Here is a 21521-nt window from a genome sequence, read left to right as displayed (position 1 = left end):
GAAACTGTCCGGCCGGCAGCGGCGGGTGTCGGACGAGGGAGACGGTGCCCGTCGTGGAGCGAAGCTCCGAAGCGTCCCATCAACCTGTTCGCGGCGCCCCCCGCGTCGCGGCTTCGAACGAAGGGCAACCATGAAGATTCATGAGTATCAGGCAAAAGAATTACTAAGGAAGCATGGCGTCGTGACGCCGCGCGGTTTCCACACCGTGTCGGTGGATGGTGCAGTGAAGGCAGCCGAAGAACTCGGCGGCAAGGTCTGGGTCGTGAAGGCGCAGATCCACGCCGGCGGCCGTGGCAAGGGCGGCGGCGTGAAGCTCGCCCGCTCGCTGGACGAAGTGCGCCAGTACGCGAACGATATCCTTGGCATGCAGCTGATCACCCACCAGACCGGCCCGGAAGGCCAGAAGGTGCGGAACCTGCTGATCGAGGAAGGCGCCGACATCAAGAAGGAATACTACGTTGCTGCGCTGACCGACCGCGCCACGCAGAAGGTCGCGATCATGGCGTCCTCCGAAGGCGGTATGGACATCGAGGAAGTCGCGCACAGCGCGCCCGAGAAGATCCTGAAGGAATTCGTGGATCCGTTGGTCGGCCTGACCGACGCGCAGGCCGAGAACCTGGCGCGTGGTATCGGCGTGCCGGAGGCCTCGGTCGCGAAGGCGGTCGATACGCTCAAGCGCCTGTACACCTGCTACATGGAAACCGATGCTTCGCTGGCGGAAATCAACCCGCTGATCCTCGAAGGCAACGGCAACATCAAGGCGCTCGACGCCAAGTTCAACTTCGACTCGAACGCACTCTACCGTCACCCGGAAGTCGTCGCGTACCGTGACTTCGACGAAGAAGACGCGGACGAAATCGAAGCGTCGAAGTTCGACCTCGCCTATATCTCGCTCGACGGCAACATCGGCTGCCTGGTGAATGGCGCCGGTCTGGCGATGGCCACCATGGACACGATCAAGCTGTTCGGCGCCGAGCCGGCCAACTTCCTCGACGTCGGTGGCGGCGCGACGACCGAGAAGGTCACCGAAGCGTTCAAGATCATGCTCAAGAACCCCAAGGTCAAGGGCATCCTCGTGAACATCTTCGGCGGCATCATGAAGTGCGACACCATCGCCACCGGCGTGGTCGCTGCTGCCAAGGAAGTCAATCTCTCCGTCCCGCTCGTGGTGCGCATGAAGGGCACCAACGAGGACCTCGGCAAGAAGATCCTCGCCGACTCGGGTCTGCCGATCATCTCTGCCGACACGATGGCGGAAGCTGCGACCAAGATCGTCGCGGCGGTCAAGTAAGGAGAGTTTGAATGTCCATTCTGATCAACAAAGACACCAAGGTCATCACCCAGGGCATTACGGGCAAGACCGGCCAGTTCCACACCGAGAAGTGCCAGGAATACGCGAACGGCAAGAATTGCTTCGTTGCCGGCGTGAATCCGAAGAAGGCGGGCGAGAAGATCTTCGACATCCCCATCTACGCTTCGGTGAAGGAAGCTGCCGCTGAAACCGGCGCGACCGTATCAGTGATCTACGTGCCGCCGGCAGGCGCTGCCGACGCGATCTGGGAGGCCTGCGAGGCCGACCTGGATCTGGCGATCTGCATCACCGAAGGCATTCCGGTTCGCGACATGCTGATGGTGCGCAACAAGATGAAGCAGAAGGTTGCCAAGGGCGGCAAGGAAACGCTGCTGTTGGGGCCGAACTGCCCGGGTCTGATCACGCCGGACGAGATCAAAATCGGCATCATGCCGGGTCACATCCACCGCAAGGGCCGCATCGGCGTCGTGTCGCGTTCGGGTACGCTGACCTATGAAGCCGTCGCGCAGTTGACCGAAATCGGTCTGGGCCAGTCGTCGGCGGTCGGTATCGGCGGCGACCCGATCAACGGCCTGAAGCACGTCGACGTGATGCGCATGTTCAACGACGACCCGGACACCGACGCGGTGATCATGATCGGCGAGATCGGCGGTCCGGACGAGGCGGAAGCCGCGCAGTGGTGCAAGGCCAACATGAAGAAGCCGATCGTCGGCTTCATCGCCGGCGTGACCGCGCCGGCCGGGAAGCGCATGGGCCACGCCGGTGCGCTGATCTCGGGGGGCGCCGACACCGCCGACGCCAAGCTCGCCATCATGGAAGAGTGCGGCTTCACCGTGACGCGCAACCCGTCCGAGATGGCCAAGCTGCTGAAGGCGATGCTGTAAGCTTTTTGCTGCCACGATCGAACGAAGCGCCGGCCGGTCCGGCGCTTTTTCGTTGCTGGGAGCCTATCCGGAAAAGCTGCTAGAATCTTCCGCTGCGCTTTTTCCGCTTATCGTCCAATCCGGAGTTTTCCTACATGGCTATCGAACGCACGCTCTCCATCATCAAGCCCGACGCCGTCGCGAAGAACGTGATCGGCAAGATCTATCAGCGCTTCGAAGACGCAGGCCTGAAGATCGTGGCATCGAAGATGGCGCATCTGTCCGAGCGCGAAGCCGGTCAGTTCTATGCGGTGCACAAGGAGCGCCCGTTCTTCAAGGATCTCGTGTCGTTCATGGTTTCGGGCCCGGTAATGATCCAGGTGCTCGAAGGCGAGAACGCGATTGCGAAGAACCGCGACCTGATGGGCGCGACCGATCCGAAGAAGGCCGACGCCGGCACGATTCGTGCGGATTTTGCGGAATCCATCGACGCGAATGCGGTCCATGGTTCCGACGCGCCCGAAACCGCTGCGGTCGAGATCGCGTTCTTCTTCCCGGGAATGAACGTCTACGCCCGCTGAGCCTTTCGGGCAGAGCCCGCTCATCGGCCCGCGCTTCTTCAGGGATAGCGGGCCGATTGCATTTGGGCGGCACACAGGAAATACATGCTTACACGGGTCAATCTGCTCGATTTCGACGTTGACGGTCTCGTCCAGTGGTTCGCCGAACGGGGCGAGAAGCCCTTTCGTGCGCGCCAGGTGATGCGGTGGATGCACCGCTTCGGGGAGACCGATTTCGACCGGATGACCGATGTCGCGAAAAGCCTGCGCGGGAAGCTCTCCGCCGAGGCGTGCATCCGCGCGCCGGAGGCGATTCGCGATTCGGTGTCGGCCGACGGTACGCGCAAATGGCTGCTCGATGTCGGCGGCGCCAACGCGGTGGAGACGGTGTTCATCCCCGAAGTGAACCGCGGAACGCTGTGCATTTCGTCGCAGGCCGGTTGTGCGCTGGACTGCGCGTTCTGCTCCACCGGCAAGCAGGGTTTCAATCGCAACCTTTCGGTGGCGGAGATCATCGGCCAGTTGTGGCTGGCGAACAAGCTGCTCGGCGGCATGGCGGCGCCCGCCGGCGCGGAGGATGCGGATGTCCGTTCGGACACTCCGTCTCGGCGCGGTCATGGTCGCGGTTCCGATCGCGCGAGCGTCGCTGCCGAGTCCTTGCGATCCCCCGTTTCGGATGACGAGGATCACGACGGCCGTGTGATCAGCAATGTCGTGATGATGGGCATGGGCGAACCGCTCGCCAACTTCGACAACGTCGTCACCGCGCTGCGGCTGATGCTCGACGATCACGCCTACGGATTGTCGCGGCGCCGCGTCACGGTTTCGACGTCCGGCATCGTTCCGGCGATCGACCGGTTGCGTGAGGAATGTCCCGTCGCGCTCGCGGTATCGCTGCATGCCCCGGACGATGCGTTGCGCGACCGCCTGGTCCCGATCAACCGGAAGTATCCGCTGCGGGAGCTGATGGCTGCATGCCGCCGCTACCTCGAACGGGCGCCGCGCGATTTCGTGACGTTCGAATATGTGATGCTCGACGGCGTCAATGACTCGGAAGCGCACGCGCGCGCGCTCGTCGAACTGGTTCGCGACGTGCCGTGCAAATTCAACCTGATCCCGTTCAATCCGTTTCCACACTCGGAGTTCGGCCGCTCGCCGACGCCGGTCATCCGGCGGTTCGCCGAGATCCTGATGAATGCGGGCATCGTCACGACGACGCGCAAGACCCGCGGTGAGGACGTTGACGCCGCATGTGGGCAACTGGCCGGACAGGTGAAGGACCGGACGCGCCGAACGGTGCGGCTGATGAATGCGACGGAGGCTCGCCGGTGAAGAAAGGGAAGGTCGTCGCCGCATTCGTTTGTGCGTCTTCGCTTCTGCTCACTGCCTGTGCGACCGCACCCGGGGCCGGGGGCGCCAGCGCCGAGCGCCCCGTTTCCCAGGTCCCGCCGGCGAACGCCGCCGTCGCGAGCGCCAAGGTTCACGTCGACCTCGGGCTCGCCTATCTGCAGATCGGGCGCTACGCCGTTGCGCTCGACGAGGCGAAGGCCGCGCTCGCGAGCGACGCTTCCTACTCGCCGGCGTATCACCTGATGGGCCTCGTCTATATGTACATCGACGACCATGCTGCGGCGCGCGAAAATTTCCAGCGTGCGCTGGCGATGGCGCCGAGCGATCCCGAATTCAACAACAGCTATGGCTGGTTCCAGTGCATGACGGGCGAGGAAAAGGAAGGGCTGCAACGGCTCGCGATGGCGGCGCGCAACCCGTATTACCAGACGCCCGCCCGGCCCTATACGAACGCCGGCCTGTGCCATTTGCGGAGCGGCGACGATGTTGCGGCGGAAGCCGAGTTTCGACGGGCGGCCCAGCTCGATGCCGGCAACGCGCAGGCGATTTACCATCTCGCGGCGATCGCGTACCGCCGCGGCGCCTACACGGTCGCGCGCGACTATCTCATTCAGCTGCATCAGCGGAATGAGCCGACCGCAGAATCGGTCTGGCTTGGCGCGCGGACCGAACGTAAGCTTGGCAATCACGAGGCCGAATCGAGCTACCTCGCACAGCTGCGCGGGCGCTTCGCCGACAGCGCGGAGTTTCGGGCGATGAATCAGGGAAATTACGAGTGAGTGAAGTCCGGCTTGATCAGGGCGTTCCCGCGACCGAATCGGCCGACGCGGCGAGCGTGGGCGAAGTGCTTCGACGCGGGCGGGAGCGGCGCGGTGAAACGGTCGCAGACGTCGCGTATGCGCTGAAGTTGACGGCGCGGCAGGTCGAGGCGATGGAGGGCGACCGCTTCGACCTGCTGCCGGGGCCGGCCTTCGTTCGCGGTTTCGTTCGCAATTACGCCCGCTACCTCGGGATGGACGGGGCTGCGCTGCTCGCCGGTTTCGACAAGGCCCTGGCGGCGCCGCCGATCGAGCTCGCGCCGCTGTCGAATGCCGACGGCGTGATGCCGAGCGGCGGGCAATCGCGGCGTGCCCATGTGCCGGCCGCGCTGGTGGCCGGGATCCTGTTGCTGGTCGTCGTCGTCGGATGGTTCTTCGATTGGTTCGAGACGCCCGCGGGCGACCCCGCGGGAGGCGACGCGTCGGTCCTGGCGCCGCAAAGCGCCCCGGTACCGGATGCGTCGGATGTCCTCGCTCCCGGAGAGGTGCCGGCTCCGCCGGCGGAGCCCGCCGCGGCGGCCCCGGCCGTGCCGTCGGAAGCGGTCCGCGGTGTTGCGCCTCCGCCGGAACTCGCGGCGGGTGCGGCGACCGGAGCGCCGGCCGCTGCGGCGATGCCCGAAGCCGGCGCGCCCGCTGCTCCGACGGACGCCTCCCATCTCACTTTCCGCTTCTCCGGCGAGTCCTGGGTCGAGGTGCGGGGCGCCGGTGGCTCGGTGCTCTATTCGGGCGTCAACGCGGCCGGCACGTCGCGAACCGTGCAAGGCAAGCCTCCGTTCGGCCTCGTGATCGGCAACGCGCGCGCGGTCGGTGTCGAGTATCAGGGGAAGGCGGTCGACCTGACTCCCCACATCCGCGTCAGTGTCGCAAGACTGACCGTGCAGTGAGTTGAAATTGGCAACGAACCTTTCTTCGGGGCCCGCCTCCGGCGCGCTGGCCCGTCGCGCGACGCGTCAGGTCCGGGTGGGCCGAGTGAACATCGGCTCCGATTCTCCTATCGTCGTGCAGTCGATGACGAATACCGACACCGTGGACGTCCTCGGCACGGCGATGCAGATCGCCGAGCTGGCGCGCGCGGGTTCGGAGATCGTCCGTCTGACGGTGAATAACGAGGCCGCCGCGAAGGCGGTGCCGCAGATTCGCGACCGCCTGCTCGCGCTGAACGTCGATGTGCCGCTGGTCGGCGATTTCCACTACAACGGCCACAAGCTGCTAGCCGATCACCCCGCGTGCGCCGAGGCGCTTGCGAAGCTCCGCATCAATCCGGGTAACGTCGGCGCGGGAGCCAAACGCGACCCGCAGTTCGCGGCGATCATCGATATCGCGTGCAAGTACGACAAGCCGGTGCGGATCGGCGTGAACTGGGGCAGCCTGGATCCGTCCGTGCTCGCGCGGGTGATGGATGCGAACGCGCAGCTCGCCGAACCGCGAGACGCGACCGCGGTGATGCGCGAAGCGCTGATCGTCTCCGCGCTGGAGTCGGCGGCGAAGGCGGAGGAATACGGCCTCGGCGGCGACCGCATCATCCTGTCGGCTAAGGTGTCGAGCGTGCAGGACCTGATCGCGGTTTACCGCGAGCTCGCGCGGCGCTGCGACTATCCGCTGCACCTCGGGCTGACCGAGGCCGGTATGGGCTCGAAGGGGATCGTCGCGTCCACGGCGGCGCTCGCAGTGCTGCTGCAGGAAGGCATCGGCGACACGATCCGCGTCTCGCTGACGCCGGAGCCGAACGGCAGCCGTACGCAGGAAGTCGTCGTCGCGCAGGAGATCCTGCAGACGATGGGGTTGCGCGCCTTCACGCCGATGGTCGTCGCGTGCCCGGGCTGCGGCCGCACGACGAGCACGTTCTTTCAGGAGCTCGCGTCCGGCATCCAGTCGTATGTCCGCGAACAAATGCCCGTGTGGCGCGAGCAGTACGACGGCGTCGAGACCATGACGGTCGCGGTGATGGGCTGCGTCGTGAACGGCCCCGGCGAGAGCAAGCACGCGAACATCGGCATCTCGTTGCCGGGCACCGGAGAAAGTCCGGCGGCGCCGGTATTCATCGACGGCGAGAAGCGCATGACGCTGCGCGGCGACAATATCGGCGCGGAATTCAAGGCAATCGTCGACGACTACGTCGCGACGCGATACACCAGGAAGGCGGGCTGACCGTCCGGTTATGACAGAAAAGAAACAGATGAACCAGCCGCTGCAGGCGGTGCGGGGGATGAACGACATCCTGCCCGACGAGGCCGAGGCGTGGGAGCATTTCGAGGACATCGTCCGCGACTGGCTGCGCAGCTACGGCTATCGCCCGATCCGGATGCCGATCGTCGAGCCGACGCCGCTGTTCAAGCGCGCGATCGGCGAGGTCACCGACATCGTCGAAAAGGAGATGTATTCGTTCGAGGATGCATTGAACGGCGAGTTGCTGACCTTGCGGCCGGAAGGGACGGCGTCGTGCGTTCGCGCGGCGATCCAGCACAAGATTCTGCATGCCGGCCCGCAGCGGCTGTATTACCACGGACCGATGTTCCGCCACGAACGGCCGCAGAAGGGCCGCTACCGACAGTTCCATCAGATCGGGGTCGAGGCGCTCGGCTTCGACGGACCGGACATCGACGCGGAGCACATCCTGATGTGCGCGCGGCTATGGGAAGACCTTGGGCTCGAGGACGTCCGGCTGGAACTCAACTCGCTGGGTTCGTCGGATGAGCGAGCGCGTCACCGCGCCGAACTCGTCGCCTATCTCGAGGCGCATCGCGAGCGCCTCGACGAGGACGGCAAGCGCCGCCTGCACACGAATCCGCTGCGCATCCTGGACACGAAGAATCCCGATCTCCAGGATCTCGTCGACCAGGCGCCGAAGCTGCTCGATTTCCTCGGGGCTGAGTCGCTCGCGCACTTCGAAGGCGTGCAGGTTCTGCTCAAGGACGCGGGCATCCCGTTCCGCATCAACCATCGCCTCGTGCGCGGGCTCGACTATTACAACCGCACCGTGTTCGAGTGGGTCACGACGCGGCTCGGCGCGCAGGGCACGATATGCGCGGGCGGCCGTTATGACGGGCTCGTCGAGCAACTCGGTGGCAAGCCGGCGCCGGCCGCCGGTTTCGCGATGGGCGTCGAGCGTCTTCTCGCGCTCTGGAGTGAAAGCGGCGGCGAGCCCGAGCGTGCGCAGCCCGATGTCTATGTCGTGCACGCCGGCGAGCCGGCGCAGCGGCTCGCGTTCCGTGCCGCGGAAGCGCTGCGCGGGCACGGGTTTGCGGTGTTGACGCATTGCGGCGGCGGCAGCTTCAAGTCCCAGATGAAGAAGGCCGATGCCAGCGGCGCAGCGCTTGCCGTCGTGATCGGCGACGACGAGGCGGCGGCGGGCGAAGTCGGTCTCAAGCCGCTGCGCGGGCCGGGTGGGCAGCAGCGGGTTTCGCTCGACGGCCTCGCCGCTGCCGCGGCCGGATATCTGTTCGTAGAAGAAGAGGAAGAAGATGGCGGTTTATGATCTGCAAGAACAGGAACAGATTTCCGAACTCCGGGCCTGGTGGGCGCAGAACGGGAAATTCGTGACCGCGCTTGCGGTTGCCGCCGCGGTCGCGTCGGTCGGCTGGCAGGGGTTCCGCTGGTATCAGAACAAGCAGGCTTCCGAAGCGGGTGCGCTGTATTTCGTCGTGCAGCAGGCGGCCGAGCAGGGCGATGCGCAGAAGGCGCGGGAAGCGGCCGGCCAGATCATCGAAAAACATTCCGGCACAGCGTACGCGGAGATGGCAGCCCTGCTGTCGGCTGGCGTTCAGTTCTCGCAGGGTGACGGTCGCAACGCCCGCGCGCAGCTCGAGTGGCTCGCCACCAACGGTGACGACGCTGCGTTCAAGGATATCGCCCGCTTGCGTCTCGCGGCCGTGCTGCTCGACGAGGGTGCGTACGCCGAGGCGCTCGCGCGTCTCGAGGCGGCTCCGGTCGTGACGCTGAAGGCGCGTTTCGAAGATCTGCGCGGCGACGTGCTCGCCGCGAGCGGCAAGCCGACCGAAGCGCGGGCCGCTTACCAGGCGGCGCTGGATGCGATCGAGCAGGGCGGGAGCGAAGGCGGGCAGACGCTGCGCGAAGTCGTGCGCGTCAAGTCGCAGGCGCTCGGAGGCTGAGCGATGAAGAAGGTCGTCTTCACGGTAGCGTGTGCCGGCGCGCTCGTTCTCTCCGGCTGCTCCTCGCTGAATCCCTTTTCCTCATCGGAGCCGAAAGCGGCACCGCTCGCGGCCATCGAACCGACGGCACAGCTGCAGCCGCTGTGGCAGGTGCGCGTCGGCGACTCGGGTCCGTACGTCTTCCAGTCGGCAATCGTCGATGAGGCGGTCTATGCCGCCGCTCACGACGGCACCATCGCGCGGTACGAAAACGGCCGCGCCGTCTGGAGCGTCAAAAGCGAGAAGCGGCTGTCGGCGGGCGTCGGCAGCAACGGGCGCCTCGCGGTCGTGGTGACGACCGGCGGCGAGATCATCGCGCTCGACGCGGCGACCGGTAATGAGCGCTGGCACGCCCCCGCGGGCGCTGAAGTCCTCGCGCCGCCGGCGGTCGGTGACTCCGTCGTCGTCGTCCGCGCCTCCGACAGCCGGCTGATCGGCTTCGACGCGAATGACGGAACGCGTCGCTGGGTATTCCAGCGCCCGGTGCCGCCCCTCGCGCTGCGAAGCTATGCGGGGATCACGGTCGAAGGCAACGTGGCGATCGTCGGCTATCCCGGCGGCAAGCTCGTCGCGGTCAACCTCGCGAACGGCGGCCAGCTTTGGGAACTCACCGTCGCGACTCCGCGGGGTGCCACCGAGCTCGAGCGCGTCGCGGACATTGCCGGTACGCCCGTGCTCGGCCGTCGCGAGATCTGCGCCGTTGCGTATCAGGGGCGCGCCGCCTGCTTCGATGCCTCCAATGGCAACGCGCTATGGTCGCGGGAGTTCTCCAGCAGCGTCGGCATGGACCGGGACGACCGTTTCGTATTCATCACCGATGACGCCGACGCGGTGCATGCGCTCGACGCCGCCACCGGCGCGAGCGTATGGAAACAGGACGCGCTTGCACGCCGCGGCGTCACGCGTCCGGTCGTCGTCGACGGTTTCGTTGCCGTCGGTGACTCCGAAGGTTATGTCCATTTGCTGAATCGGGAGACCGGAGCGTTCGCCGCCCGGGCCCGTGCCGGCAAGAACGCGATCGTCGCGGACCCGCGCCGATTCGGCCCGCACGGATTCGTCGTCCAGGCGCGCGACGGCGACATCCACGTTTTTGAGGCCCGCTAGGCGGGAATGAGCGCTTGAAACCCACCATCGTTCTGGTTGGCCGGCCCAATGTCGGCAAATCCACGCTGTTCAATCGTCTGACGAAGACCCGGGACGCGTTGGTCGCCGACCAGCCGGGCCTGACGCGCGACCGTCATTACGGCATCGGGCGCGTGGGCGAGCGCGATTACCTCGTCGTCGACACGGCCGGTTTCGACCCCGTCGCCAAGGACGGCATCATGCACGAGATGGCGCGGCAGGCCGAGCAGGCGATCGCCGAGGCCGACGTGCTGCTGTTCATGGTCGACGGCCGCGCCGGGCTGACGCCCCACGACGAGCAGATCGCCGCGCGCCTGCGTCGTGCCGGCCGCCCGGTCCATCTCGTCGTCAACAAGTCGGAAGGCATGGAGCGGTCGATGGTCGCCGCCGACTTCCACTCGCTCGGCCTCGGCGATCCGTTGCCGGTGTCGGCCGCGCACGGCGACGGCATCAAGCAGCTTGTCGACCTGGTACTGGGCGCCTTCCCGGAGGACGACGAAGCGGACGACGATGAAGGGCGTTCGCCGCGAATCGCGATCGTGGGCCGCCCGAACGTCGGCAAATCGACGTTTGTGAACAGCCTGCTCGGCGAAGAGCGGGTCATCGCGTTCGACATGCCCGGCACGACGCGCGACGCGATCGCCATTCCGTTCGAGCGCGCCGGCAGCCGTTACACCTTGATCGACACGGCCGGCCTGCGCCGGCGCGGCAAGGTGTTCGAGGCGGTCGAGAAGTTTTCGGTGATCAAGACCCTGCAGGCGATCGAACAGTCGAACGTCGTCGTTCTCGTGCTCGACGCCTCGCAGGACATTTCCGAGCAGGATGCCCACATCGCCGGGTTCATCCTCGACGCCGGACGCGCGCTCGTTGTCGCGGTGAATAAATGGGACGACGTCGACGATTACCGGCGCGAACTCGTCAAACAGGACATCGCGCGCAAGCTCAACTTTCTGTCGTTCGCGCGCTTCCACTACATTTCGGCGCTCAAGGGCGCGGGCGTCGCGAGCGTGATGAAGTCGGTTGACGCGGCCTACGCTGCGGCAATGGTCAACCTGTCGACGCCGCGACTCACGCGCACGCTGCAGGCTGCGCTCGCGAAACAGGCGCCGCCGCGACACGGCATCTTCCGGCCGAAGATGCGTTATGCACATCAGGGCGGGAACAATCCGCCCGTTGTCGTGATCCATGGTGCGGCGCTCGAGCACATTCCCGCGTCGTACACCCGCTTCCTCGAACGCACCTTCATCGAGGCATTCAAACTGCAGGGGACGCCGTTACGGATACAATTCCGAACTGCGCACAATCCGTTCGCTGGGAAAGAATGATATCCATGCCGGGAGGACCTGCTCGCTGATGTGGCAGTGCAGCATGAAATCCTTTACATTCACATAACTATAAGTTTCCGAGGTTTAACATGAGCAACAAAGGGCAACTTCTACAAGACCCGTTTCTGAACACGCTGCGCAGGGAGCACGTGCCGGTGGCGATCTATCTCGTCAATGGCATCAAGCTGCAGGGCCAGATCGAGTCCTTCGATCAGTACGTCGTCCTGCTGAAGAACACCGTCACCCAGATGGTCTACAAGCACGCGATCTCGACCGTCGTCCCGGCCCGCCCGGTCAATATCCAGCAGCAGGACCCGGGTGAAGGCAACAGCTGACCGCCATCCCCCCGGCCGGTATTGGCCGGCCGCATCGAGAACTCATGTTCGAGCGTCCTGAGTCGGGAGAGCGGGCGGTTCTCGTCCAGCTAGACCTGAATCAAGGGGCGCTCGACGAACGACTTTCTGAGTTGAAGCTTCTCGCCGCAAGCGCGGGGGCGAACGTCGAGGCCGTCGTCGGTGGGCGACGGGCGAAGCCCGATCCCGCGCTCTTCGCCGGCAGCGGAAAGGTCGAAGAGATCGCGTCCGCATTGCGCGCCCATGACGCCGATATCGTGATCTTCAACCATGCGCTGTCGCCGGCCCAGCAGCGCAACCTCGAGCGCGCGCTCGAGTGCCGTGTCATCGATCGCACCGCGCTGATTCTCGACATCTTCGCTCAGCGTGCCCGCAGCCACGAAGGCAAGCTCCAGGTCGAACTCGCACAGCTCGATCATTTGTCGACCCGCCTCGTGCGCGGCTGGACTCACCTCGAGCGCCAAAAGGGCGGCATCGGCCTGCGCGGCCCCGGCGAGACGCAGCTCGAAACCGACCGTCGCCTGCTCGGCAAGCGCGTCAAGGTGCTGAAGGAGCGCCTCGCCCGCATCGAGAAGCAGCGCCGCGTGCGCCGTCGCGGCCGCGCGGGTCGCGACGTGCTCTCCGTGTCGCTCGTCGGCTACACGAACGCCGGAAAGTCGACGCTGTTCAACGCGATGACGAAGGCGGGTGCGTACGCCGCCGACCAGCTTTTCGCCACGCTCGACACGACGTCGCGCCGGTTGTACGTGGGCGAGGCAGGGAACGTCGTATTGTCGGACACCGTCGGATTCATCCGCGATCTTCCGCACGCGCTGGTCGCGGCTTTTCATTCGACGCTTGAAGAAACCGCGAGCGCCGATCTGTTGCTGCATGTCGTCGATGCTGCGAGCGAAGATCGCGAGGCCCAGGTCGACGCGGTCAACCGTGTGCTCGCCGAAATCGGCGCCGGTGACGTCCCGCAGATCATGGTGATGAACAAGATCGACCTGACCCAGGCGGCGCCGGCGGTCATTCGGGACGAGTATGGTAAGATCGTTCGCGTTTTTTTGAGCGCCAGGACGGGGGACGGACTGGAGCTGCTCAGGGGCGCTCTGGCCGAAACGGCCCGCGAAGCGGCTGTTGCCGATGATTCCAGCCGGTCGCCGCCGCAGTCCACCGACATCAATCCTATTCAATCGTGATTACAGGCGTTCTAATGTCATTGAATGACCCACGCTGGGGCAACCAGGGGAACGACGACGGCAAGCGCGGCGATGGCAATCGCGGCGGGAATCAGGGGCCGCCCGATCTCGAAGACATCTGGCGCGATTTCAATCAGCGGCTCGCCGGCCTGTTCGGCGGCCGTCGCGGGCGCAACTCAGGCGGGGGAGGCGACGGCGGCGGTCCGCAGATGCCGCAGATCTCGTTCCGTCAGTTCGGCGGCGGCATCGGCGCCCTGCTCGTCCTGATCCTCGTCGTCTGGCTCGCGAGCGGCTTCTACATCGTCGACGCGAACCAGCGCGGCGTCGTGCTGCGGTTCGGCCAGTATGCCGAGACGACCGAGCCGGGCCTGCGGTGGCGGCTGCCGTATCCGGTCGAGAGCAGCGAGATCGTCGACCTCACCGGCGTGCGGACGGTCGAGGTCGGCTACCGCGGCTCCGAGCGCAACAAGGTGCTGCGCGAGGCGCTGATGCTCACCGATGACGAGAACATCATCAACATCCAGTTTGCCGTGCAGTACGTGCTGAAGAGCCCGGAAAACTACCTGTTCAACAACCGCTTTCCCGACGAATCGGTGATCCAGGCGGCAGAAACCGCGATGCGGGAGATCGTCGGCAAGAGCAAGATGGATTTCGTTCTCTACGAAGGACGCGAACAGATCGCGGCTTCGGCTCACGAGTCGATCCAGACGATTCTCGATCGCTACGACACCGGTATTCTGGTCAGCCGTGTGACGATGCAGAACGCACAGCCGCCCGAGCAGGTGCAGGCGGCGTTCGACGACGCGGTGAAGGCCGGTCAGGATCGCGAGCGCTTGCGCAACGAAGGCGAGGCCTACGCGAACGACGTGATTCCGCGCGCTCGCGGCACCGCCTCCCGCCTCATCGAGGAGGCGAACGCCTATCGCGAACGCGTCGTTGCGAATGCCGAAGGTGAAGCGAGCCGCTTCAACCAGGTTTACGCCGAATACCGCCGCGCGCCGGAAGTCACGCGAGAGCGACTGTATCTGGAGACCATGCAGCAAGTGATGTCGAGGAGCAGCAAGGTGATGGTCGACACGAAGGGCAGCGGCAATCTGCTGTATATGCCACTCGACAAATTGATGCAGGCGACGGTCAATCCGCCGGCGCCGGCCGAGTCGGCCCCGGCAGCGGCCGCACCGGCGGCACCGGCCCCGAGTCCGCGCCCCGATGTTTCGCTGGATTTGCGTAGCCGCGACCTGCTGCGCGACCGTGAGCGGGGAGAGCGGTGATGCGTGACAAGATGCCGATCGTTGCGGGTGTGCTGCTCTTTTTCATCGCGCTCACGTCGATGACGCTGTTCACGGTGGACCAGCGCCAGTTCGCCGTCGTCTTCCAGCTCGGGGAAGTCAAGGATGTCATCGACAAGCCCGGACTGAACTTCAAGTGGCCGATGATTCAGAACGTGCGCTATTTCGACCGCCGGATCCTGACCATGGATACCCCCGAGCCCGAGCGCTTCATCACGGCCGAAAAGAAGAACGTGCTCGTCGACCACTTCGTGAAGTGGCGGATCGTCGACCCGAAGCTGTATTACGTGTCGGTCGCCGGCGACGAGGCCCGTGCCCGCACCCGGCTGCTGCAGACGGTGAATGCCGGGCTGCGTGAGGAATTCGGCCGGCGCACGGTGCATGACGTCGTCTCCGGCGAGCGCGACAGGATCATGGAAGACATGAGGACGCGCGCTGACCTGGATGCACGCAAGATCGGCGTCCAGATTCTCGACGTGCGCCTGAAGCGCGTCGACCTGCCGCTCGAAGTGTCGGAGTCGGTCTATCGCCGGATGGAGGCGGAGCGCAAGCGGGTCGCGAACGAATTGCGCTCCGAAGGCGCGGCGATCGCCGAGAAGATCCGCGCCGATGCGGACCGTCAGCGCGAGGTCATCGTTGCCGAAGCCTATCGCGAAGCTCAGCGCGCAAAAGGTGCCGGCGACGCGAAGGCGACGGCCGTCTACGCGGACGCCTACGGTCAGAGCCCCGACTTTTACGCGTTCTACCGCAGTCTCGAGGCCTATCGCGAAAGTTTCGCGAACAAGAGCGATCTGATGGTCGTCGACCCGAGCTCGGAATTTTTCAGGTTCATGAAGAATTCTGGCGGCGGAACGAAGAACTGACCGGATGGCCCAGACCCTTCTGATGGCCTTCGCACTGATGCTGGTGATCGAAGGCCTTCTTCCCTTTATCGCGCCGGCAGCTTGGCGCGACACCTTTTTGCGGCTTGCCCAGCTCGCCGACGGTCAGATCCGATTCATCGGGTTGGCGTCCATGCTGATCGGCACGCTGCTGTTGTTCACGTTTTCCTGACTATCATGCGCTGGGTTCTCCCTGATCACATCCAGGACGTGTTGCCGGGCGAGGCGGACAAGATCGAACGTCTGCGCCGCAGGCTGCTCGACGCGTTCCGCGCGCACGGCTACCAACTCGTCCTGCCGCCGCTGCTCGAATATCTCGATTCCCTGACGACGGGGGCGGGGCAGGACCTGAAGTTGCGGACCTTCAAGCTCATCGACCAGCTGTCGGGGCGCACGATGGGCGTGCGAGCCGACATGACGCCGCAGGTCGCACGGATCGACGCACATCTGCTCAATCGCCGCGGCGTGTCGCGACTGTGCTATTGCGGCAGCGTCCTGCACACCTTGCCCTCGACGCTGACCGCGACGCGCGAGCCGCTGCAGCTCGGCGCGGAGCTGTATGGCCACGCCGGCATCGATGCGGACATCGAGATCGTCCGGCTGCTGGCCGAAGTCATGCGACTCGCCGATGTGCCGGCGAGCCGGATCGATCTCGGGCACGTGGGACTGTTCCGTGTGCTCGCTGCGCGTGCGGGCCTGGTGCCGGAGCGCGAAGAAAACCTCTTCGACTTGCTCCAGGCGAAGGATCTTCCCGGGCTGCGCGAACTCGTCGCGGACGTGGCGGAGCCGGTGCGCTCGGCGCTGCTGGCGCTGCCCGGACTCTACGGCGGCGCCGAAATCCTCGACGAAGCTCGGGCGCGGCTGCCCGCCGACGGCGAGATCCGCGCGGCGCTCGACGATCTGAGCCAGCTCGCCGGCGCGCTCGGCGACTTGCCGATCAGCTTCGATCTCGCCGATCTGCGCGGCTACCATTACCACACGGGAGTGGTTTTCGCTGCTTACGGGGGCAGCTCTCCGGCTGCGCTGGCGCTCGGCGGGCGTTACGACCGCATCGGTGATGCCTTCGGGCGCGGCCGGCCGGCGACCGGCTTCAGTCTCGATTTGCGCGAGCTCGCGATGCGCCTGCCCAATCCGGTTCTACCGGGCGCGATCCTCGCGCCGCAGGTAGCGGCCGACGACGCACTGGCGGCCATCATCAACCAATTGCGTGCGCAGGGTGAGGTCGTCATGACGGCGCTTCCGGGGCACGACGGTAGCTGGAATGAAGCCGGTTGCGACCGGCAACTGATCAGGCGCGACGGCCGCTGGACGGTCGAGGCGCTGCAGGGAGATTGAGGTAAATGTCAAAGAACGTAGTGGTTGTCGGCACCCAGTGGGGCGACGAAGGCAAGGGCAAGATCGTCGACTGGCTCACCGATCACGCCCGCGGCGTGGTCCGTTTTCAGGGCGGCCACAATGCCGGCCACACGCTCGTGGTGGGCGAGAACGAATACAAGCTGAATCTCGTTCCGTCGGGGATCGTCCGCGAGGGCGTGGCCTGCTATATCGGCAATGGCGTCGTGCTCGACGCGCACCATCTGCTGTCCGAGATTCGTACGCTCGAGGCGGGTGGCATCAAGGTCCGCGACCGCTTGCGCATCAGCCCGGGCTGCCCGCTGATTCTCGGCTATCACTCGGCGCTCGATCGGGCGCGCGAGGCGGCAAAGAGCGCAGGCGACAAGATCGGCACGACCGGCAAGGGCATCGGGCCGACTTACGAAGACAAGGTCGCGCGGCGGGCGTTGCGGGTGTATGACCTGTTCGACCGCGAGCGGTTTGCCGAAAAGCTGCGTGCGAACCTCGACTACCACAACTTCGTGCTGACCCAACATCTCGGCGCCGACCCGGTCGGCTTCGATGCGGTCTTCGAGCAGGCGATGGCCGATGCCGAAGAGATCCGGCCGATGGTCGCCGACGTGTCGGCGGAACTGTATGCGGTGAACAAGTCGGGCGGCAGCCTGCTGTTCGAGGGTGCCCAGGGGACGCTGCTCGATATCGATCACGGGACTTACCCGTTCGTCACGTCGAGCAACTGCGTCGCCGGTCAGGCGGCCGCTGGCGCAGGAGTCGGGCCGGGACGGCTGCAGTACGTGCTCGGCATCACGAAGGCGTACTGCACGCGGGTCGGCGGCGGGCCGTTCCCGACCGAGCTGGATATCGAAACTGCCGGTACGCCGGGCCAGCAGATGTCGACGAAGGGGCGCGAATTCGGCACGGTGACCGGTCGCAAACGTCGCTGCGGCTGGCTCGACCTCGCAGCGCTGAAGCGCTCGATCATCATCAACGGCGTGACCGGGCTGTGCATCACGAAGCTCGACGTCCTTGACGGCCTGGCCGAGCTGAAACTCTGCACCGGCTACATGCTCGACGGGCAGCGCATCGACCTGCTGCCGATGGGCGCCGAAGAGGTCGTGCGTTGCGAGCCGATCTTCGAGACGATGGCGGGGTGGAGTGGCACGACGTTCGGTGCGCAGAGCTGGGATGCGTTGCCGCAGGAGGCCCGCGCCTATCTGCACCGGATCGAGGAAATTTGCGAGATCCCGATCGACGTCATCTCGACCGGGCCGGAGCGCGACGAGACGATTCTGCGTCGTCACCCGTTCGGGGTCTGAGAGCGGGTGGATAAACCCGATCCGCCAAAAGCAAAAGCCGGTCGAATGACCGGCTTTTGCTTTGATCTGGTGCCCAGAAGAGGACTCGAACCTCCACGCCTCGCAGCGCTAGTACCTGAAACTAGTGCGTCTACCAATTCCGCCATCTGGGCAAGCGATGGAAGTATACCGGCAAGCTGTGCTGCGGAAAAGCAGATTGATATCGGCTGCAGGACGCGTTGCGCGAGCAACGCTGCGGCAGCGCGGGGAGCCAAACGAAAGAAAGCGATCGCGCAGAAAAACGATCGGAAAAACAAAAAAGCCGACGCATGGTCGGCTTTCCTGCAGAACTGGTGCCCAGAAGAGGACTCGAACCTCCACGCCTCGCAGCGCTAGTACCTGAAACTAGTGCGTCTACCAATTCCGCCATCTGGGCAAGAGCGCGCATTATAAGTAAGAATCAGAGAATGTCAATGAGCAAAAAACCAAAAAACAAAACCCCCGCGCCGAGTGGCGCACCGTCACAGGCCGAGCGTCGCGAGCCGAGCGCGGTCCGCTGCGCCGATCCGTTCTACGAGCGCGAGGCGACGCAGTACGAACACCCGTTGCCGAGCCGCGAATACGTCGAGCAGATCCTTGCGGAACGCGGCGTGCCGCTCGAGTTCCATGAGATCTGCGAGGCGCTCGACGTCACCGACGACGAGGCGCCGTTATTCGAGCGCCGCTTGCGCGCGATGGAGCGCGATGGGCAGATCATCCGCAACCGGCGGCACGCTTTCCTGCTGCCGGACAAGGCCGACCTGATCCGCGGGCGCGTGTCGGGCCATGCCGACGGCTTCGGATTTCTGATCCGCGACGACAAGCAGCCGGACGTGTTTCTCGGGCCGAAGGAAATGCGTGAGGTGCTGCACGGCGATCGCGTGATTGCACGCGTCACCGGCACCGACCGGCGCGGCCGCCCGGAAGGCAAGATCGTCGAGATCCTCGAGCGTGCGAATACGCGCATCGTCGGCCGGGTGCTCAACGAACACGGCGTGCTGATCGTCGTGCCGGAGAACCGCCGCATCGCCCAGGACATCCTGCTCGCGCCCGGCGGCAAGAAGGCGGCGCCGGGTCAAGTCGTTACGGTCGAACTCCTGGTCCAGCCGACGAAGTTCGCACAGCCGATCGGCAAGGTCATCGAAGTCCTTGGCAATTACGCAGATCCGGGCATGGAGATCGAGATCGCGCTGCGCAAGCACGAAATGCCGTACGAGTTTACGTCGGAGGCGAAGGCCGAGACGCGCAAGCTGCCGCCGAACGTGCGCAAGAAGGACTGGGCTGGGCGCGAGGACATCACGCGCTTGCCGCTCGTGACGATCGACGGTGAAACCGCGAAGGATTTCGACGACGCGGTGTATTGCGAGCGCCAGGGGCGTGGCTACCGGCTGATCGTCGCGATCGCGGACGTGTCGCACTACGTGCAGGCGGGCGGCGCGCTCGACGCGGATGCCCAGGACCGCGGGAACTCGGTGTATTTCCCGCGGCGCGTGATTCCGATGCTGCCCGAGAAGCTCAGCAACGGGCTGTGCTCGCTCAATCCGCAGGTCGAGCGCCTGTGCATGGCTTGCGACATGAGCATCTCGCCGACCGGCGCGGTCAAGGCGTATCGCTTCTACCCGGCGGTGATGTTCTCCCATGCGCGGCTGACGTACACGAAAGTGGCGGCGGCACTGTACGACCAGGACGCCGGCGCGCGCGAAGAGCTCGGCGCGCTGCTCCCGCAGCTCGAGACTCTCGACAAACTGTTCCAGGTGCTGCTGAAGGCGCGCGCGAAGCGGGGCGCGATCGATTTCGAGACGACCGAGACGCGGATGATTTTCGATGACGCAGGCAAGATCGAGCGCATTGTGCCCGAAGTGCGCAACGACGCGCATCGGCTGATCGAGGAATGCATGCTCGCGGCGAACGTCTGCGCGTCCGACTTCCTGCAAACGCGTGAGCACCCGGCGTTGTACCGTGTGCATGAGGGGCCGACGCCGGAGAAGCTCGAGAAGCTGCGCGGCTTCCTCGCGGAGTTCGGGCTAGGCATCGGTGGTGGTGACGAGCCGAAGGCGGGCGACTATGCGAAGCTCCTCGACAAGGTCAAGGACCGGCCCGACGCGCAGCTGCTGCAGACGGTGATGCTGCGTTCGCTGCGCCAGGCGGTGTACAGCCCCGACAACGTCGGCCATTTTGGCCTCGCGTACGAGGCTTATACGCATTTCACGTCGCCGATCCGGCGTTATCCGGACCTGCTCGTGCATCGTTCGATCAAGGCGGCGCTCGAAGGCCGGACCTATGAAGCCGGCGACTGGGACGAGATCGGGCTGCACTGCTCGGCGACCGAGCGGCGTGCCGACGAGGCGACGCGCGACGTCGTCGCGTGGCTGAAGTGCTACTACATGCAGGACAAGGTCGGTGAGGAATTCAACGGCAGCGTGTCGGCGGTGGTACCCTTCGGCCTCTTTGTCGCGCTCGACGACATCTTCATCGAAGGGCTGGTCCACATCTCGGACCTCGGCAGCGATTATTTCCATTTCGACGAGACGCGCCACGAGTTGGCCGGCGAGCGCACCGGGGCGCGTTACCGGCTGTCGGACCGGGTGCGGGTGCAGGTCGTGCGCGTCGACCTCGAGACGACGAAGATCGATTTCCGGCTGATCGAGGGGCCGCAGCGGGCGACCGAACGGGTCGGAAAGACCGAGCGGGACCGGGCGGAAGCGGAAGTTGCGGTACACGCCGGCGAGCCGGGCGAGGCGCGGCGCCGCGGTCGTGGCAAGAAGGCGCGGGGCCCGGTGTTCGAGCCTTCGGTGCAGTTCGAGGTGCCGGAGACCGTTGTCGCCGTGGGCGAAAAGGTGTCGGGCGAATCGGGCGAAGACGGCGTCCGGGAGGTTCCGATCGCTGGCGTCGAGCTCGGGGCGACCGACGTCAATATGAAACCGCGCAAGCCGAAGCGCGCAAAAGTTTCGGCGGCTGCGGCGGAGGCGTCGGCAAAAATGAGCGGGAAGGCGTCTGGCGCGGCGTCGTCCGACGAGCCGGAAACGGGCGAGAAGGCGTCCGGCGCCGCGGTATCCGACGAACCCGGAGTACGCGCGAAGGCGACTCGCTCGGCACTTCCGAAGCAATCCGAAACCAGCAGGAAGGAGCCCGGAACCCCCGAACCCGATAAACCCAAAGCGCGCCGGAAGACCGCGCCCGCGGCTTCCGCCAACGAAACCGAGCTGGAGAAGAAGGCCGTAGGAATCGCGGAGTCCACCAGGTCCAAGGGGCGCAGGAAAGCGAGTGACGCCGCCGCGTCCTCCGGCCGATCCGACGTCGGCAGCAAGGTGAGCGATGCTCCGACGGCCGATAAGTCCAAGGCACGTCGCAAGTCGACCGGGGCGGCGTCCGCGGATCGATCCGACGCCGGCAGCAAGGTGAGCGATACGCCGACGGCCGACAAGCCCAAGGCACGACGCAAGTCGACCGGCACGGCGTCCGCCGATCGATCCGCAACCAGCAAGAAGGCGGCCGGTACCCCGGTGTCCGATAAACCCAAGGCACGCCGGAAGGCGACCGGTACGCCGGTGTCCGACGAGCCGAAAGCACGTAGCAAGAAAGGCGGAAAACGTGGCTAACAAGCCTGCGAACAACAGACCATCGAACGACAGGACTCCCGGCAAGCGCGC

Annotated in this window: 19 protein-coding genes and 2 tRNA genes; 19 read left to right on the top strand and 2 right to left on the bottom strand. The window is 65.5% G+C overall.

Annotation, left to right across the window (positions count from 1 at the left end):
• Positions 1-130 precede the first annotated feature (130 nt).
• The 18 genes from sucC (at position 131) to ROZ37_RS10775 (ending at position 17853) form a co-directional block, all read left to right on the top strand.
• Positions 131-1291, top strand: a complete 1161-nt coding sequence (gene sucC, locus ROZ37_RS10860) for an ADP-forming succinate--CoA ligase subunit beta (RefSeq protein ID WP_312659364.1) — start codon at positions 131-133, stop codon at positions 1289-1291.
• Positions 1292-1302: 11 nt separating this feature from the next.
• Positions 1303-2196 carry a succinate--CoA ligase subunit alpha gene (gene sucD, locus ROZ37_RS10855; RefSeq protein ID WP_312659363.1) on the top strand — a complete coding sequence of 298 codons (894 nt, stop codon included), beginning with the start codon at positions 1303-1305 and terminating at the stop codon, positions 2194-2196.
• 134 nt (positions 2197-2330) lie between these two features.
• The gene (gene ndk / locus ROZ37_RS10850) at positions 2331-2756 is read left to right on the top strand and encodes a nucleoside-diphosphate kinase (protein WP_312659362.1); all 426 of its coding nucleotides are present in this window, start codon (positions 2331-2333) and stop codon (positions 2754-2756) included.
• Positions 2757-2840: 84 nt separating this feature from the next.
• The gene (rlmN, locus tag ROZ37_RS10845) at positions 2841-4067 is read left to right on the top strand and encodes a radical SAM protein (protein WP_312659361.1); all 1227 of its coding nucleotides are present in this window, start codon (positions 2841-2843) and stop codon (positions 4065-4067) included.
• Complete coding sequence (gene pilW, locus ROZ37_RS10840) at positions 4064-4864, top strand: type IV pilus biogenesis/stability protein PilW (protein WP_312659360.1); 801 nt, start codon at positions 4064-4066, stop codon at positions 4862-4864. Before rlmN ends, pilW begins: the two co-directional genes overlap by 4 nt.
• Positions 4861-5787: a helix-turn-helix domain-containing protein gene (locus ROZ37_RS10835; RefSeq protein ID WP_312659359.1), complete on the top strand. Its 927-nt coding sequence runs from the start codon at positions 4861-4863 to the stop codon at positions 5785-5787. The genes pilW and ROZ37_RS10835 overlap by 4 nt, the downstream gene beginning before the upstream one ends.
• 7 nt (positions 5788-5794) lie before the next feature.
• Complete coding sequence (gene ispG, locus ROZ37_RS10830; RefSeq protein ID WP_312659358.1) at positions 5795-7051, top strand: flavodoxin-dependent (E)-4-hydroxy-3-methylbut-2-enyl-diphosphate synthase; 1257 nt, start codon at positions 5795-5797, stop codon at positions 7049-7051.
• Positions 7052-7079: 28 nt separating this feature from the next.
• Entirely contained in the window at positions 7080-8378 is a 1299-nt protein-coding gene (gene hisS / locus ROZ37_RS10825) for a histidine--tRNA ligase (RefSeq protein WP_312659357.1), read from the top strand.
• Entirely contained in the window at positions 8365-9012 is a 648-nt protein-coding gene (locus tag ROZ37_RS10820) for a tetratricopeptide repeat protein (protein WP_312659356.1), read from the top strand. The genes hisS and ROZ37_RS10820 overlap by 14 nt, the downstream gene beginning before the upstream one ends.
• Before the next feature lie 3 nt (positions 9013-9015).
• Positions 9016-10155 (top strand): outer membrane protein assembly factor BamB, encoded by a 1140-nt coding sequence (bamB, locus tag ROZ37_RS10815; RefSeq protein ID WP_312659355.1) that lies wholly within the window; start codon positions 9016-9018, stop codon positions 10153-10155.
• Positions 10156-10169: 14 nt separating this feature from the next.
• Positions 10170-11498 carry a ribosome biogenesis GTPase Der gene (gene der / locus ROZ37_RS10810; protein WP_312659354.1) on the top strand — a complete coding sequence of 443 codons (1329 nt, stop codon included), beginning with the start codon at positions 10170-10172 and terminating at the stop codon, positions 11496-11498.
• Positions 11499-11587: 89 nt separating this feature from the next.
• Positions 11588-11833, top strand: coding sequence for an RNA chaperone Hfq (gene hfq / locus ROZ37_RS10805; RefSeq protein ID WP_312659353.1), 246 nt, complete (start codon positions 11588-11590; stop codon positions 11831-11833).
• Positions 11834-11877: 44 nt separating this feature from the next.
• Positions 11878-13032 carry a ribosome rescue GTPase HflX gene (hflX, locus tag ROZ37_RS10800; RefSeq protein WP_312659352.1) on the top strand — a complete coding sequence of 385 codons (1155 nt, stop codon included), beginning with the start codon at positions 11878-11880 and terminating at the stop codon, positions 13030-13032.
• 14 nt (positions 13033-13046) lie between these two features.
• Positions 13047-14303, top strand: coding sequence for an FtsH protease activity modulator HflK (gene hflK / locus ROZ37_RS10795; protein WP_312659351.1), 1257 nt, complete (start codon positions 13047-13049; stop codon positions 14301-14303).
• A complete protein-coding gene (gene hflC, locus ROZ37_RS10790) occupies positions 14303-15184 on the top strand; it encodes a protease modulator HflC (RefSeq protein WP_312659350.1) in 882 nt (293 codons plus the stop codon). The genes hflK and hflC overlap by 1 nt, the downstream gene beginning before the upstream one ends.
• 4 nt (positions 15185-15188) lie before the next feature.
• Complete coding sequence (locus ROZ37_RS10785; protein ID WP_312659349.1) at positions 15189-15374, top strand: DUF2065 domain-containing protein; 186 nt, start codon at positions 15189-15191, stop codon at positions 15372-15374.
• Between the two features lie 5 nt (positions 15375-15379).
• Positions 15380-16537: an ATP phosphoribosyltransferase regulatory subunit gene (locus tag ROZ37_RS10780; RefSeq protein WP_312659348.1), complete on the top strand. Its 1158-nt coding sequence runs from the start codon at positions 15380-15382 to the stop codon at positions 16535-16537.
• 5 nt (positions 16538-16542) lie between these two features.
• Entirely contained in the window at positions 16543-17853 is a 1311-nt protein-coding gene (locus ROZ37_RS10775; protein WP_312659347.1) for an adenylosuccinate synthase, read from the top strand.
• Positions 17854-17920: 67 nt separating this feature from the next.
• Here the strand turns inward: ROZ37_RS10775 and ROZ37_RS10770 are convergent.
• Positions 17921-18005, bottom strand: a tRNA-Leu gene (locus ROZ37_RS10770).
• Positions 18006-18183: 178 nt separating this feature from the next.
• A tRNA-Leu gene (locus tag ROZ37_RS10765) sits at positions 18184-18268 on the bottom strand.
• Positions 18269-18305: 37 nt separating this feature from the next.
• Here ROZ37_RS10765 and rnr point away from each other — a divergent pair.
• Entirely contained in the window at positions 18306-21470 is a 3165-nt protein-coding gene (rnr, locus tag ROZ37_RS10760) for a ribonuclease R (protein ID WP_312659346.1), read from the top strand.
• Positions 21471-21521 lie beyond the last annotated feature (51 nt).

Source organism: Aromatoleum sp. (assembly GCF_032027225.1).
Lineage (GTDB): Bacteria > Pseudomonadota > Gammaproteobacteria > Burkholderiales > Rhodocyclaceae > Aromatoleum.
The sequence above is the reverse complement of the archived record's forward strand: the minus strand, read 5'-3'. Positions and strand labels throughout refer to the sequence as shown.